At 65.6% G+C, this 14,303-nt stretch carries 17 protein-coding genes; 16 read left to right on the forward strand and 1 reads right to left on the reverse strand.

Annotation, left to right across the window (positions count from 1 at the left end):
- Both ACTQ40_RS09425 and ACTQ40_RS09430 read left to right on the forward strand, forming a co-directional pair.
- Positions 1–2,336: DNA methyltransferase (locus tag ACTQ40_RS09425; protein ID WP_441563978.1), on the forward strand; the 2,336-nt coding region annotated here is incomplete at its 5' end.
- A 120-nt stretch (positions 2,337–2,456) separates the two neighbouring features.
- A complete protein-coding gene (locus ACTQ40_RS09430; protein ID WP_441085750.1) occupies positions 2,457–2,813 on the forward strand; it encodes a hypothetical protein in 357 nt (118 codons plus the stop codon).
- 693 nt (positions 2,814–3,506) lie between these two features.
- On the opposite strand, the gene ACTQ40_RS09435 is transcribed toward ACTQ40_RS09430, so the two are convergent.
- Complete coding sequence (locus ACTQ40_RS09435) at positions 3,507–4,319, reverse strand: HNH endonuclease signature motif containing protein (RefSeq protein ID WP_441563981.1); 813 nt, start codon at positions 4,317–4,319, stop codon at positions 3,507–3,509.
- Between the two features lie 67 nt (positions 4,320–4,386).
- Between ACTQ40_RS09435 and ACTQ40_RS09440 the strand changes: the two genes are divergently transcribed.
- From ACTQ40_RS09440 to ACTQ40_RS09505, 14 genes are all read left to right on the forward strand, one after another.
- Positions 4,387–4,554 carry a hypothetical protein gene (locus tag ACTQ40_RS09440; RefSeq protein ID WP_441085550.1) on the forward strand — a complete coding sequence of 56 codons (168 nt, stop codon included), beginning with the start codon at positions 4,387–4,389 and terminating at the stop codon, positions 4,552–4,554.
- On the forward strand, positions 4,551–5,096 hold the full coding sequence (locus ACTQ40_RS09445; protein WP_441042286.1) for a type I-E CRISPR-associated protein Cas6/Cse3/CasE: 546 nt from the start codon (positions 4,551–4,553) through the stop codon (positions 5,094–5,096). The genes ACTQ40_RS09440 and ACTQ40_RS09445 overlap by 4 nt, the downstream gene beginning before the upstream one ends.
- Positions 5,093–5,815, forward strand: coding sequence for a hypothetical protein (locus tag ACTQ40_RS09450; protein ID WP_441085548.1), 723 nt, complete (start codon positions 5,093–5,095; stop codon positions 5,813–5,815). Before ACTQ40_RS09445 ends, ACTQ40_RS09450 begins: the two co-directional genes overlap by 4 nt.
- Complete coding sequence (locus tag ACTQ40_RS09455) at positions 5,812–6,186, forward strand: hypothetical protein (protein WP_441085547.1); 375 nt, start codon at positions 5,812–5,814, stop codon at positions 6,184–6,186. The genes ACTQ40_RS09450 and ACTQ40_RS09455 overlap by 4 nt, the downstream gene beginning before the upstream one ends.
- 20 nt (positions 6,187–6,206) lie before the next feature.
- Positions 6,207–7,052 carry a hypothetical protein gene (locus tag ACTQ40_RS09460; RefSeq protein ID WP_441085546.1) on the forward strand — a complete coding sequence of 282 codons (846 nt, stop codon included), beginning with the start codon at positions 6,207–6,209 and terminating at the stop codon, positions 7,050–7,052.
- Positions 7,049–7,645 (forward strand): hypothetical protein, encoded by a 597-nt coding sequence (locus ACTQ40_RS09465; RefSeq protein ID WP_441227402.1) that lies wholly within the window; start codon positions 7,049–7,051, stop codon positions 7,643–7,645. Before ACTQ40_RS09460 ends, ACTQ40_RS09465 begins: the two co-directional genes overlap by 4 nt.
- Positions 7,642–8,421 (forward strand): DNA adenine methylase, encoded by a 780-nt coding sequence (locus tag ACTQ40_RS09470; RefSeq protein WP_441399537.1) that lies wholly within the window; start codon positions 7,642–7,644, stop codon positions 8,419–8,421. Before ACTQ40_RS09465 ends, ACTQ40_RS09470 begins: the two co-directional genes overlap by 4 nt.
- On the forward strand, positions 8,415–9,200 hold the full coding sequence (locus tag ACTQ40_RS09475) for a phosphoadenosine phosphosulfate reductase domain-containing protein (protein ID WP_441042276.1): 786 nt from the start codon (positions 8,415–8,417) through the stop codon (positions 9,198–9,200). The genes ACTQ40_RS09470 and ACTQ40_RS09475 overlap by 7 nt, the downstream gene beginning before the upstream one ends.
- A 241-nt stretch (positions 9,201–9,441) precedes the next feature.
- The gene (locus ACTQ40_RS09480; RefSeq protein WP_441085545.1) at positions 9,442–9,621 is read left to right on the forward strand and encodes a hypothetical protein; all 180 of its coding nucleotides are present in this window, start codon (positions 9,442–9,444) and stop codon (positions 9,619–9,621) included.
- The gene (locus ACTQ40_RS09485; RefSeq protein WP_441140858.1) at positions 9,621–9,932 is read left to right on the forward strand and encodes a hypothetical protein; all 312 of its coding nucleotides are present in this window, start codon (positions 9,621–9,623) and stop codon (positions 9,930–9,932) included. The genes ACTQ40_RS09480 and ACTQ40_RS09485 overlap by 1 nt, the downstream gene beginning before the upstream one ends.
- A gap of 139 nt (positions 9,933–10,071) precedes the next feature.
- A complete protein-coding gene (locus tag ACTQ40_RS09490; RefSeq protein WP_441563984.1) occupies positions 10,072–11,217 on the forward strand; it encodes an RNA-guided endonuclease InsQ/TnpB family protein in 1,146 nt (381 codons plus the stop codon).
- A 16-nt stretch (positions 11,218–11,233) separates the two neighbouring features.
- A complete protein-coding gene (locus tag ACTQ40_RS09495) occupies positions 11,234–12,709 on the forward strand; it encodes a DNA cytosine methyltransferase (protein WP_441140855.1) in 1,476 nt (491 codons plus the stop codon).
- Positions 12,706–13,440 carry a hypothetical protein gene (locus tag ACTQ40_RS09500; protein ID WP_441042371.1) on the forward strand — a complete coding sequence of 245 codons (735 nt, stop codon included), beginning with the start codon at positions 12,706–12,708 and terminating at the stop codon, positions 13,438–13,440. Before ACTQ40_RS09495 ends, ACTQ40_RS09500 begins: the two co-directional genes overlap by 4 nt.
- 289 nt (positions 13,441–13,729) lie before the next feature.
- Entirely contained in the window at positions 13,730–13,921 is a 192-nt protein-coding gene (locus ACTQ40_RS09505) for an HNH endonuclease (protein WP_441184316.1), read from the forward strand.
- Positions 13,922–14,303: the final 382 nt, after the last annotated feature.

Raw genomic sequence — 14,303 nt, forward strand, 5'->3', positions numbered from 1 at the left:
CGATGATCCAACTCGAAACGCTGCGTCTCACCCTCGCCCGCGAAGGTGGCGAAGCGCTCATCGTCTGCCCCCTCGGGGTGCGTGGCGAGTTCCAGCGCGACGCCGCCAAACTCGGCTACGACGTGCACTTCATCCGCCGACCCGACCAGATCGTGCCCGGAGCGATTCACGTCACCAACTATGAGACCGTCCGCGACGGCAAGCTCGACCCCAACGCGTTCACGGCCGTCAGCCTCGATGAGGCGTCCGTGCTGCGATCGTTCGGCTCCAAGACCTACCAGACGTTCCTCGCCAACTTCAGGAACCGGTTCCGCTTTGTTGCGACGGCGACACCCTCACCAAACCGCTACAAGGAGCTCATCCACTACGCCGGTTTCCTCGGAGTCATGGACACCGGCCAAGCGCTCACCCGCTTCTTCCAGCGCGACTCAACCAAGGCCAACCATCTAACTCTTTACCCACACAAGGAGCGCGAGTTCTACCTGTGGCTCAACACGTGGGCCGCGTTCGTCCAATACCCATCCGACCTCGGCTACAGCGACGACGGCTACAACCTTCCACCCCTAGATGTCCAGTGGCACGAAGTTCCGGTCGACCACACGGTGACTGAGATGGATCGCGACGGACAGGCGCGATTGTTCCGAGGCGGCGCGGCTATGTCGCTCCAGGAGGAAGCACGCGAACGCCGAGACACGATGCCCGAACGTATCAGGCGGCTGCTGCAACTCGTGGACGCCCATCAGGCACAGCATCCCGGTGACCAGATCATCCTGTGGTGCGATCTCAACGCCGAGCAGATCGCGATTGAACGGGGCCTCGCGGACCGTGGCATCTCGTTCGCGTCCATCTTCGGCGCCCTCGACCCAGACGAGTCCGAACGCCGCCTCGAGGCGTGGCGCAACGGCGAAAGAGTCGCCCTCATTGGTAAGCCGGTGATGCTCGGTCAGGGCATGAACTTGCAGCAGTCCAACACCTGCTTCTACGCCGGCGTGTCGCACAAGTTCAATGACTGGATTCAGTCGCTCCACCGCATCCAGCGATTCGGTCAGACCCGCCCATGCACCGCGCACGTCGTCTACGCCGAATCAGAGACCGACATCTGCACATCCCTGCGTGACAAGTGGTCACGCCACAAGGAGCTGTCCACCAACATGACCGACATCATCAAGACCCACGGACTCGACCAAGCGAGCGTCGCGGGCGAACTAACCCGCAGCATGGGTGTCACCCGGCTCACGTCAGCCGGGGAGGGCTGGCAGTACTCCAACAACGACTGCGTTGACGAGACCGCCTCCATGCCGTCCGACTCGGTGGACCTCATCGTGACCAGCATCCCGTTCGCCAATCATTACGAGTACACCCCGAGCTACAACGATTTCGGCCACACCGACGATAACTGCCACTTCTGGGCACAGATGGACTACCTGACTCCGCAGCTGCTACGCATCCTCAGACCGGGCCGAATCTACGCCTGTCACGTCAAGGACCGCATTCTGTTCGGCAACGTGACCGGCGCAGGGGTGCCGACCGTCTCGCCGTTCCACGCTGAGGCGATCTTCCACGCCTGCCGCCACGGCTTCGACTACCTCGGCATGATCACCGTCGTTACCGACGTGGTGCGGGAGAACAACCAGACCTATCGCCTCGGCTGGACAGAGCAGTGTAAGGACGGCACGAAGATGGGCGTGGGGTCGCCCGAGTATGTGCTGCTGTTCCGCGCCCCCCAGACCGACCGCACACGCTCCTACGCCGACACTCCCGTCACCAAGGACAAGGATGACTACTCCAGGTCGCGCTGGCAGATCGACGCCCACGCCTTCTGGCGCTCGTCCGGGAACCGCCACCTGACGCCAGCCGAGCTCGCCGCCCTGCCCGTTGAGGAACGGTCACGGCTGTTCACCCAACAGACCCTGACCGAGGTGTACGACTATGAGGACCACGTGGAGACCGGGGAAGCGCTCGACAGCCGCCGCGCCCTACCTTCCACTTTCATGGCTCTCGCGCCCGGCTCATGGTCGCCCGAGGTGTGGCATGACGTGAACCGGATGGGGACGCTGAACACGGAGCAGTCACGCAAGGCGCAGGCGTATCACGTCTGCCCCCTGCAGTTCGACATCGTGGACCGACTCATCCGCCGCTACTCCAACCCGGGCGACCTCGTGTTCGACCCGTTCGGAGGCCTCGGGACAGTCCCGGTCCGCGCCCTCAGGCTCGGCAGGCGAGGAGCTGGCGTGGAGCTGAACACCGGCTACTACCGAGACGCGCTCGGCTACCTGCGCGCCATGGAACGCGAGGTGGACATGCCAACCCTGTTCGACCTTGGGGAGGCGCCATGACCGTCGCGGGCCGCACGATGCGTGCGTCGCGGAAACTCACGCGACTGCATCAGTATCTGATCGTCGCATGCAAGGGCGACCCGCGCAGAGCATCGAGACGACTCAGAGAGGAGCCCTGACATGGCGTGGATGCGCGTCGATGACAAACTACACTCCCACCCGAAACGACATCAGGCGGGACTGCGGGCGATGGGGCTGTGGGTGATCGCCGGATCGTGGTGCGCCGATCATCTCACCGACGGCCATGTCCCGGCCGGGATGCTACCCGCACTCGGAGCCAGACCTGCCGACGCAAGAACCCTCGTCCAGGCTGGACTGTGGGACGAGGTGGAGGGCGGATGGCAGTTCCACGACTGGGTGCAGATCAATCCGAGCAGGGCTGATATTGAGTCGAGGCGTGAGAGTGAGCGTCAGCGGGTCGCTGAGTGGAGGGCTAAAAGGGCGCAGCTCCGGGCCATCAAGGGCGGCGCGTCATGAGGTGCATGTCGCGTTGTATGTACGTCGTACGTTACGGCGTACGTCCGTCGTACGTACAGAAATGTTACGTCTCCCCCAACCCAACCCAACCCAACCCAACCCAAACAACTAAAGCTGGGCAGGAAAGCTCAAGCCTGTTTGTGGTTGAGAATTGTGGTTCAGCAAGCAAAAAAAGTCCGGTAGGTAGGGGCTCGCGATCTTTGCTTGCCGACCTCGCTACGCGACAAAACCGGGACGCAGCATGAGAGCCCCCGCCGACTGGTGCCGCGACCTCGCAGCACTCACCTGCCACACTCGCGCCGCGATGCGCTACCCCGACCGACAGCCATGGCTCCAGCCACCCGTCGCCTCCATCCTCGCCAGCCTCGACACCGACAGCCTCGCCGACCTCGCATGGGCAGCCATCGCCGCCGCCTGCAACCACGACCACAAAACCCCAGCAGGCATCCGCTTCGAGCTGGAGCGACTCTCTGCACGACGAGCCGAGGCAGCCGGGCGACCTGCGACCCCGACCCTGCCGACATGGCAGCCGGAGCAACGCACCGACCTCGCCACCCCCGACCAGATCAGAGCCCACCGCGAGCGCCTACGCCAGGCGCTCCGCAACCGACAGGAGACATCATGACCTGGACCTGCTCCACCTGCGACGCCACCATTGCCGGTAGCCGCGCCGAGCACTGCGGCGCTAAAGGGCTAGCCTGCTTTGCGCTTTGGCCCGCCGTAGCCACGCCTGATCTGAACGCCGCGGCGTTTGAGAAGGCGCCAGACGGCAGATGGGTCAGCACTCAAGATCCGTCCGATCCGCTCAGTCCCATAGCCAAGCTTGTAGAGCCTCTCGGCCTCATCCCCGTCGATCCTGATGAACTTGTGGGTGGAAGCGGGCCCACTCCCATGCTCCGCATGCAGTCTGTGATGTTCCTCGGGGGACAGCACGCAGAGGTTGCTCGGATCGTTGTTGGTTCGATTCCCATCGATGTGGTGAACTTGCTCGCCGTCTTTCGCTCCGGCGACGACACGATGCTCGTATGCCTCGACGTACTCGCCGGGAAGACTCCAGCGGAGCCTGATGTACCCCTCACCGTTGATGAACCTACGGGGCTCTCCCGCCGGTGGTTCTTCGCCGTCCCTAAGTGTGCGAATTGGCTTGGCATAGGAACGAAACCGTTCCTTCCGGCAGGCATCACACCGCCTCCTTTGGTGAGCAGCTCCAGGGATGACTTGACCGCAGTCGACACAGATAACGTCCATAACCTCATTATACAGTGGTGGTGTCACGAAACCTTCACCAGCACCACCTCCGGCGACATGCACCGCACCGGGAAGCACGGGCAAATCACCGGCCCGGCCCGCCGCCGCTGCCTCACCGAGGCAGAGATGCTCGACCGGGGCATGACCAGAAACCGGTCCGGGCAGTGGACGACCGGCCTGGTGGATACTCGCTGGAATGCCGCTCATTGCTCTCACGTGGACACGGAGAGCGACGAACAGGGGCAGACTGGTACCCATGGACCCCAAGCCACTGAAAGGCCCTCAGAATCGCGCATACGGCAGCTCGCCACCATCGAGGACAGTGATGAGTGACCGCCTGTCCGAGCAGATCGCCCGTAGCCTCAACCACCTCGCCGCGATCGCCGACTCGGTGCCCCTCTCCGACGTGGCACTCCACCTCGACAACGCGGGCCGGGGCTTCGTCGCAGAGCTGACCGACCGGACCGAGCCGAAACGAAAGGAATCAGCATGATACTCACCCACCTGCGGCTACCCCGAGGGACTCCTCATGACACGCGCTGGCTCCACCAGCGGATCGCTGAGGTATCCAGCGATACGCGCCCGCTGTGGGCATTTCCTCGCCCCGGGATCGTCATCACCCAAACCCGTCTGGGGCTCGCTCCCGAATGGGCGATCCGTGTATCACAAGGCGATCTCAAATTCTGCCCAGAGGGCGCGGTGGTGCAGATGGCTTTGATAGCGAACCCGACCCGATCTATGCGGGGCGGCGGCGGTGGCCGAGGCACGCGCAATCCGCTTGCTGAAGCTGACTGGGATGGCTGGTTCCTGCGCAAGCTGTCCAGCGCTGTCGATGTCACACACATCGCCCATCACAACCTGGCCCCCGTTGTCACCGCCAAACCGGGGCACGTCGTGACGCTACGGCGGGTGGAGTTCATCGCCTCCGGGACTGTGACTGACGCCGACGCACTCCACGCTCTCCGCATATCCGGGGTCGGATCAGGCAAGGCGTACGGGTGCGGGCTACTGCTGGCCTCCGAGGTGCGGTCATGACCGCCCCGACGCGCCTGGTATGGGAACTCGCCGGACAACCCTCGCCGGTGGCGTCCATGGCCGCGCTCCTGGGCGATGTTGAAACGTGCCGCATGTGTGGCGGCAACGACCTGCCTGCCGCACCAGTCGGCAAGGCGCTCGGCAACAACTGGACCGACCACTCATGCTGGCGCCGTCCTGACTCCACCAACGTATGTGCCGCCTGCCTGTGGGCCTGCTCGGGGAAGCCCCCTGTCACGCTGCGGATGTGGAGCATCATCGCCGCCCCAGGCAGTGACCTGCCGCCCAAACATGAGAAATGTGCCATGCCCGACGGGCCGGGCCTGACCCTGCTGAACCGGTCCAATCCAGCGCCCATCTCCGACATCCTAGCCACCCCGCCTGATGGTGAGTGGCTGGTCACCGTCGCAGTGTCGGGACAAAAACATGTCCTGCCCTACGCCCACGTCAACACCGGGGCAGGTCGGTGGCAGATGCGGATGGAGTCCACCACCGTCACATCCACCCCGGATGAGTGGATGATGGTTCGCGGGCACGCTCTGGAGTTGCGCCGTCTCGGAGTCCCCGCGTCAGCCGTCCTCACGGGAGACCCGTCCGGTATCGCGACCGCCGACAAGCTCGCCGCATGGGTGGAGCACTCCCGCCCGCTCGCCCCCTACCTCAGATCACCACTGCTCGACCTCGCGCTGTGGACCATCACGAAAGGAACCATGCAATGACCGACATCCTGCTCGATGCCACCCGGAAGTGGCTGTCAGCACTACTCGACTCCGCCGACGTGGACACCATCGGGGCCAGCCATTGGTGGGATCGAGCCTCTGCCGCGCTTCAAGCCGCTGCAGCGGGCGCTACCACTCTCGCCCAAGCGACGACGATCGCTGCCGCCAAACTCCAGGTCGATGTGCTCAGTGAATCGGCGTCGCGGACCGTGACTGCCCTCGCCGAGGTGATTGACCCGTCCTACACCGAATGGGCTGATCGTGTCGCCGCTGAGCACGTCTACATGGTCGCCCTCGTCCGCGTCGAGCGCACCGCCCGCCGCACCAGCAAAAACCTCCAGCCTGCCCTCGACGCCCCCGCCCCATACTGACCGAAAGAGAGACACACATCATGAGCCTCACGTACTACACCGCGACCGCTCTCACCCCGCTGCATCATGGCGCAGGCACCGCCGGGAACACCGCCCTGCTGCGGACCGAGCAGATCATCCAACCCGACGGAACCACCGCCACCGTGCCCTACATCTCCGGAAACTCGATTCGCCACGGACTCCGGTCGGCGCTGGCGTGGCACCTCGCCCGCACGCTCAACATAGAACCGGGCAGCCTGTCTAAGCCAGTGGTTGACCTGCTGTGGTCCGGCGGGGCCATCACCGAAACCGGGTCGCAAACCAACCTTGACACCCTCCGCCGCGTGGAGGAACTGCTGCCGCACCTGGCGATGCTCGGCTACTCGGCCCGCTCCGATCTGGCAGCAGGCACGGTGCGCATATCTCCACTGATGCTCGTCTGCGCCGAGAACGCGTGGCGGCTGCCCGGCCATGTCGCAGAGACCGCGCACGCTCTGAAGCGGGCCGCTGCCTACCGGTCGGAGGAGTTCGGCACCCGCCACGACATCACCACCACACCGGCCGGACGCTACCTCGACATGGCGCAGACTCTCGCATCTACACAGATGATCTACGACTGGCAGACCATCAAATCTGGCGCTGTCCTGTGTGGGTCGATGCAGCTCACCCCGGCCGCCACCGAGCAACACCAGACCATGCTGGCTGTGGCAGCGTCCCTGTGGGCGCCCGACGGTGTGGCAAGCGTCGGCGCGAAGTCCAGCACGGGCGCAGGCATGGTGCGCATCGACGGGCTTGGCACGGACCCGCACATCGTGGATGCGTGGTCGGCCCGACTCAAAAACACCCGCGCCGATATCCTCGACCTGCTCACCGAGGTGGCGGGATGACCCAGCCAGTGAGGATCACCGCCCACCTCGACAGCCTGTCGATCGGGCTCACGGAGACCCCGATGATGCTCGACGGGCCACTGTCGTGGGCATGGTGGCAGTTGCAGGGGTCGGGCCGGATTGTTCCCGGCCAACCGCCCGGCGATGCGGTGTTGCCGCTCGCCCGGTGGATGGAGGCTGGAACATGGGGGTGGTGCGTGTCCCGCGCCCACCCCCATGTTGAGGCGCACACAGCGATCGAACTGCGCCGCAAACCAGCCGCCGATGCGATGGCTCGCTACACGAAGGATCAGAAATACCATCCCGGGCTCGGGCCCCACAAAGCCCGTGACGTAACCGTAGCTGCGGCCTGGATACCGCGTGTGTGGTGGGACGCAGACACCACTGACGTGGATGCCCTGCACGCCCTGCTGGTCGACGTGACACATCTGGGGGCGCATGCCGCCGTCGGATACGGGAGGGTGTCCGGGTGGAGCATCGAGGCGGGCGTCCGTGATGGGTGGAGAGATCGACCGATGCCCACCGAGGGTGGGCAGTTGCAACGCGTCCGCCCACCCTACTGGCACCACGGCGACCGAGTGGAGTGCGCGTGAGACCACCTTTCCCCTACGTCGGCAGTAAGACGATGATCGCCGCCAAAATCATCGTCTTACTGCCGGCCCACCGGCACTACGTGGAGGTGTGTGGCGGGAGTCTCGCGGTGCTGCTCGCCAAAACACCGTCGGAGGCGGAGACCGTCAACGACCTGGACGGTGATCTGGTCACGTTCTGGCGAGTGCTGCGCGACCAGCCGGAGGCGTTGGAGCGCGCATGTGTCCTCACACCCCACTCGCGCGTCGAGCTGTACGAAGCTATCGGGAGCGATGCGTCCAGCGAGGTGGAGCGTGCCCGCCAAGTATGGGTGCGGCTGACCCAGAACACGCTCCGCACCACCGAGCAGCGGCACGATTTCTGGGTCAAGAGGATCGCCACCGGCTCCCATCCCCACACCATGGCGTCGTGGGCGTCGCGGCTCGCCCCAGCAGCGGCCCGGCTCCACCGTGTCAGCATTGACCAGCGCCCCGCCGTCGAGATGCTTGACATGTACGACAAGCCCGGATGCCTGCTCTATATCGACCCCCCATACCCCGGCAGCGTCCGCTACCCGCACCACATGGATGACGGCAACCACCTGGCCCTGGTCAACGCGATCGCAACCGTCAACCACGCCGCCCTGGCGGTGTCCGGCTACCCAGACACCGTGTACGACACTGCACTCACCGCAGTCCGGGGATGGGCACGGCACCCTATCGCCGCCCGCGCACAGGTGCCGATGGGTCGCACCGTTCCCCGTACCGAAATCCTGTGGACCAAGGAGGCCCCATGCTGATCGACTCTCCCCGCATCACCGGACCCGACCGCAACCACTGGGCCGCACTGGAACGCTACGACAATCTCATCGCCGAAGCTGATTCGGCGCGCCTCGACCGGATCGAGGGGGAAGCCATCTCCGAAATCCGCCGCTTCCTTGATGCTGACGAGGGGTTCGTGTCCATGTCGTGGGGGAAGGACTCAGTGGTGGTCGCACACCTTGCCTACCTCGCCGACCCGCAGGTCACGATGAAGCGTGCCCGCGTGGCCGATTGGGAACCACCCGAAACCGACTGGGTGCGAGACGCATTCCTCGACACCCACCCGGGCATCAACTATCACGAGGCCCTGTACGAGGGCCGTGTCCCGCAGCGAGGCGAACCAGGGTTCGAGGCGATCCATGCCGACCCCAACCGCAAGGCAACCAACATCATGGCCAAACTTATCCCCGGCCGGTATGTGTCGGGGGTTCGGGCCGAGGAGTCGGCTGTTCGTGCCGGGTCGCTGCGCTGGCACGGCACCTCCACAGAGCGCACGTGCCGACCCATCATCCGCTGGACCGCCGTCGACGTGTACGCCTACCTGCACTCGCGCCACCTCCCCGTGCATCCCACCTACGCATTGAGCTTCGGTGGCAAGTTGGACCGTCGCTGGCTGCGCGTCCACATCCTCGGCTCCACCAAGGCGAAGCGGTCGGCTGTGCACGGACGCGACTCGGAAAGCTGGGAGGAAACCTATTATGGAGACGTGTTGGCGGCAGCCCGCGCCCGCCGTGCGCACTTGTGGGCTGAGCAGTGAATCGCCGCATCTGGGAGTTCTTGCCCGCCCGACGCTCACGCGGTCGGGTCACCACACCGTCGGTGATAGCCGCCAACATCGGCGCCTCAGTCGTAGAGGTGATGGCTGCACTACTCACCATGGAGCGCGACGGGCACGTCGTGCAGGACAGGCGAGGGTCGTGGCATCGAGGGGTGCCGCTACTCCCCAGCGCTCCGACCCGTTCGCCGCTCACGTCCAGACGGCGAGGAGGTGATGATTGATGACCCTCACCCTCACTGTCGGGCGCTGGGAACTCCACCTCACCATCGCACGACACGCACCCGACGAGCATCCCCTACCCGACGAGCAGGCCCCGCCCGTCCATATCGAGACCCCCATGTCCATCTACGTCGATCCCCTCCCGCAACCCTGCGGATTCACCCGCCCCATGGAGGCATAGTGACCGCAGACACCCGCGAGCAGCTCGCCCCCGACGAGGACAAGCGCTGGCAGGCGGAGCTGCTGGTGGCGAAGGCGAGGTCCGGCGAGGTCGGCCCCGTCCAACTGGAGATGCGCACGCACTGGGCGACCATCCTGCCCGGCGACGCGCCGACGCACTCACATCACCAGGTGCTCTACCGCGACGGGCAACTCTGGCACGACCCCCACCCCTCCCGAGACGGACTGCTCGCCGTCGAGGAGGCCTTCGTGCTCCGGCCACCGCCGGCAGCCGGACACGACCACGACCCGACACCCCAGGAGGACCAGTGACCCCCACCGCGAGCGCCTACGCCAGGCGCTCCGCAACCGACAGGAGACATCATGACCGTGATTGGTAGCGCGCATGCCCCTTGCTTCAGCTATGGGGTAAGCGCATCAAGTGACAGCGAAACCTGCTACACTGTCAACTATGAGCGGCAAGGTTGTGAGGCGGGCGTACAAGTACCGCTTCTACCCGACCCCCGAACAGGCCGAGCAACTGAACCGGACGTTCGGGTGCGTCAGGTATGTCTACAACCGGGCGCTCGCGGAGCGGTCCCGGGCCTGGACGCAGGAGAAGCGCCGGGTCACTCATGCGGAGACCGACCGGATGCTTACCGGCTGGAAGCGCGACCCGGAGACTGCCTGGCCGGCCGAGCCGTCCAAGGGTCCGCTACAAGCCGCGCTGCGGAACCTTCAAGGCGCATTCGACAAGTTCTGGCGCAAACAGAACCGCTACCCGAAGTTCAAGAAAAAGGGCAAGACCCGCGACTCCGCGACATACTTCCGGAACTGCTTCGCCTTCCGCGACGGGCGACTAAAGCTGGCCAAGCAGGATCAGCCGCTGGACGTCCGCTGGTCGAGGCCGCTGCCGGAGGATGCGGACCCGTCGCAGGTCACCGTTTCCCGGGATGCCGCCGGTCGCTGGTTTGTGTCCCTACTGGTCGAGGAAACGATCACTCCGCACGCGCCCACAGAGGCGACAGTCGGGATCGACGCCGGGATCACGATGCTTGTCACGCTCTCCACCGGGGAGAAGGTCACCAACCCCAAGCACGAGAAGAAGGACCGGGCCAAGCTCGCCAAGGCACAGCGCAACCTGGCCCGCAAACAGAAGGGCTCCAACAACCGAGCGAAAGCAAGGCTGAAGGTTGCCCGCATCTATGCCCGGATCGCCGACCGGCGCCGGGATCACCTGCACAAGCTCACGACTCGACTGGTACGCGAAAACCAAGTGATCGCCATCGAGGACCTGGCCGTGCGCAACATGGTGAAGAACCGATCACTGGCGCGGGCCATCTCCGACGCCTCATGGTCGGAACTCCGGTCGATGCTGGAGTACAAGGCCGACTGGTACGGCCGTCAAGTGATCGCGATCGACCGTTGGTATCCGAGCAGCAAGACCTGCTCCGACTGCGGCCATCTGCTGCGGTCCCTGCCGCTGAACGTCCGGGAATGGGTGTGCGCCGAATGCGGCACCGTTCACGACCGGGACGTCAACGCGGCACGAACGATTCTGGCCGCGGGGCTCGCGGTTTCAGCCTGTGGAGATGGAGTGAGACCGCCTCGCTCCTAGAGCGAGGAGGCGTCCGTTGAAGAAGCAGGAATCCCCCGGCTTCAGCCGTGGGGAGCAAGTCAACGATCTGGACACCCTCAGAGTCGGGAGCCTCTTCTCGGGCTACGGCGGCTTGGATCTCGCGCTAGAGGCCGTCTTCCCGACAGCCCAGGTCGTGTGGACCTCCGACATTGACTCGGGAGCGCGCAAGGTGCTCGCGAGTCGCTACCCCGACGCCCCCAACCTCGGCGACGTGACGCGCGTCGACTGGAGCACCGTCCCGCCCGTCGACCTCATCACGGGCGGATCCCCATGCCCAGACCTCAGCACCGCCGGACGACGCGCCGGCATGACCGACGGCACCCGCTCCAACCTGTGGGTCACCATGAGAGAGGCAATCGCCCATGTCCAACCCACATACGTCGTCTGGGAGAACGTCCGAGGAAGTCTCTCCGCTAAGGCCGCTAGCGACCTGGAACACTGCCCGGGATGTATGGGAAGTCCCGATGACAGAGGGCCTGTTCTGCGAGCACTTGGACGTGTACTCGGAGACTTGGGTGACCTCGGGTTCGATGCGGAATGGCACGGCCTACGAGCGTCCGACGTCGGCGCCTGTCACCAGCGGTTCCGAGTGTTCGTCCTCGCTTGGCGACGAGATGCTGCCGACGCCGACCACGCAGGACGCCAAGAATCTGGGCGCCCCATCGCAAATGAGGCGGAACACGCTGCCGTTGAACACGCGGGTGCTGCGGCTCTGAGAATGCTCCCCACGCCGCGGTCGTCGGACACCCACGGCGCGGGCGAGCATGGCACGGGTGGGCCTGACCTGCGCACCGTCGTGACCATGCTCCCCACGCCGGCCGCTGGCGCGTTCAACGACGGCGAGGACGTGGACGCATGGCAGGCCCGCCGAGACTGCGTCAAGGCCGAACTGGGCAACGGCAACGGCTTCGGGATGCCACTGGGTATCGCCGTCGCCACGCTCCCCACGCCTTCCGTGGCCGATGCTACGGGTGGGCATGAGCGACGTGGCGGCGCGCGCGGCGGCGAACTACTACTCAAGGGCATCGCATCCCACGAGCAGTTCGGACAGTACGCCCCTGCCGTCGCCCGTCAGGAGGTCGCGTTCGGGCACCCCGCGCCGTCGCCAACCGAGCCCGGCAAGAACCGGCCACGCCTCGCCGCTGCGTTCGCCGAATGGATGATGGGTCTGCCGCCCGGATGGGTCACCGACGTGCCCGGAGTCACCCGCAACGAGGCGCTGCGGCTGGCAGGCAACGGCGTCGTGCCGCAGCAGGCCGCTGCGGCCCTGGCAGACATGCTCGACGCGTACCGCGACCGACGCGAGGCCCCACCGACCACCGACATGGCCGCCTACGACTCCAACATTGAGCGGATGGTGCGCCTGTACCGGGACCGTGACCAGCTCCGCACGCGCCTAGCCCGGCTACCGAGGGAGGACTCACCGGCAGCCGGACACGACCACGACCCGACACCCCAGGAGGACCAGTGACCCCCACCGCCCAGCACGTCCGCCGCTGGCTCGCCGAGCTGGCAGACCTTGCCACCCTCCTCCCAACCGCGCTCATCACCAGATCGCCCGACGACACCCAGCGACGCACTGCACCCGGCAGTCGCCCACCAGTCCGACTCGATGTCATCCAGCTCCTCAACAACACGCTCGCGCAGGACGTGGCAGCCGGACGCGCCGAATGGATGGACCCCGACCGAGCAGGCCTCCTGCCCTACCTGTGGACCTGGTGCCGAGACATCGAGGCCGACGCCCTCGACGCAGGACTTGCCCCCGACGACCTGCCCGACACCGTGGCCGGATGCTGCTCATGGCTCGCCACCTGGCTCGACTTCGCCCAGACCCTGCCCCAGTGGGACGAGCTGGTGTGGGGCATCGAGCGCTGCTGGCGCAACACCCGGGCAGCCACCCGCGGCGTCCGCGACGACGACCCACCCCGACACGCCCGATGCAACCGCTGCCACATCGGCACCCTCACGCCATCAGGCGACGTGTGGACCTGCACCGACTGCGCCCGCATCATCTCCATCACCGCCGTCAGCCTCCCCGACGCTGCCCGCCTCACGGGCATACCCCTCCGCACACTCCAAGCATGGGCGGCCAGATCACTCCTCGATCGGGGCGTCGCAGACCCCGACGACCAGCGACGCACGCTGTATGACCTCGGGACCATCCGGCGTGTCGCAGCAGAAGCACAACTCAGATCGTCGTGATATGCTGCGCCTAGTTGCCCATCAGTGCGCCCTCGCGCCGGTGGGCATTATGCATGTAGGGGGGCGACAGATGGGGACCTCTGACTGTGGCTGGTGCGAGCGATGCGGGTTACCCCTACGGCACGGCAAGGACGGGGCGCCGTGGTGTCCCGAGTGTGATCGGTGAGCGCGCATGTCTGCGCAGGTGACTGGTGGGGCCGCTGAGTGGGGCGGGAAGCGAGCACAGGATGCGCTCGCTCTCGTGCGCCGACATGGGCAGGCGGGCGACCTGCCATGCGTCATCTGCGGCATGCCGATCGACTACAGCCTGCGCCACCCACACAAGCAGGCGTGCACCGTGCAGCACATCAAGCCCCGAGCCACACATCCGCACCTGACCTGGGAGCAGAGCAACTGGGCACCAGCTCACGCCGATTGCAACACCGCGCAGGGATCGCGGATCGCTGTCGGTCTCGGTCTTGTGTCGCCTTGGTTGAGCTAGTCCCGACGAGCGGGAGTGAACGCCCACACGGCGCATCCCGCAGCGAAGGTCAAGCCAGCGAGTGAGACGAGAAGCGACCCGCCCTCAGTCAGGCTGTCAGTCATCCGTAGGCGGTCAGATGGCCACCATGTGGCCGTGACGTAGAGGCCGAGGAGGGCGCCCGACAGGGCTAGCAGGACACGGTACGCCCACTCGGCGGCGCTGCGATCAGACATGAGGTCAGTGTAGTCAAGCAAGGGTGCGCGGCGTTCGAACAAGCACCAGAAAAATATCGTACACATGATCTAATGTGACAGGCCGCGGGGTGCCGAGATTGTTAGTGCGGGCGTTGAGCGCGTTGACGCTCGAAAGCGTGGCGCCCAGGTATGGATGAACCGGCGTC

This window comes from Collinsella sp. Sow4_D11, from assembly GCF_052116465.1.
In the GTDB taxonomy this organism is placed as follows: domain Bacteria; phylum Actinomycetota; class Coriobacteriia; order Coriobacteriales; family Coriobacteriaceae; genus Collinsella.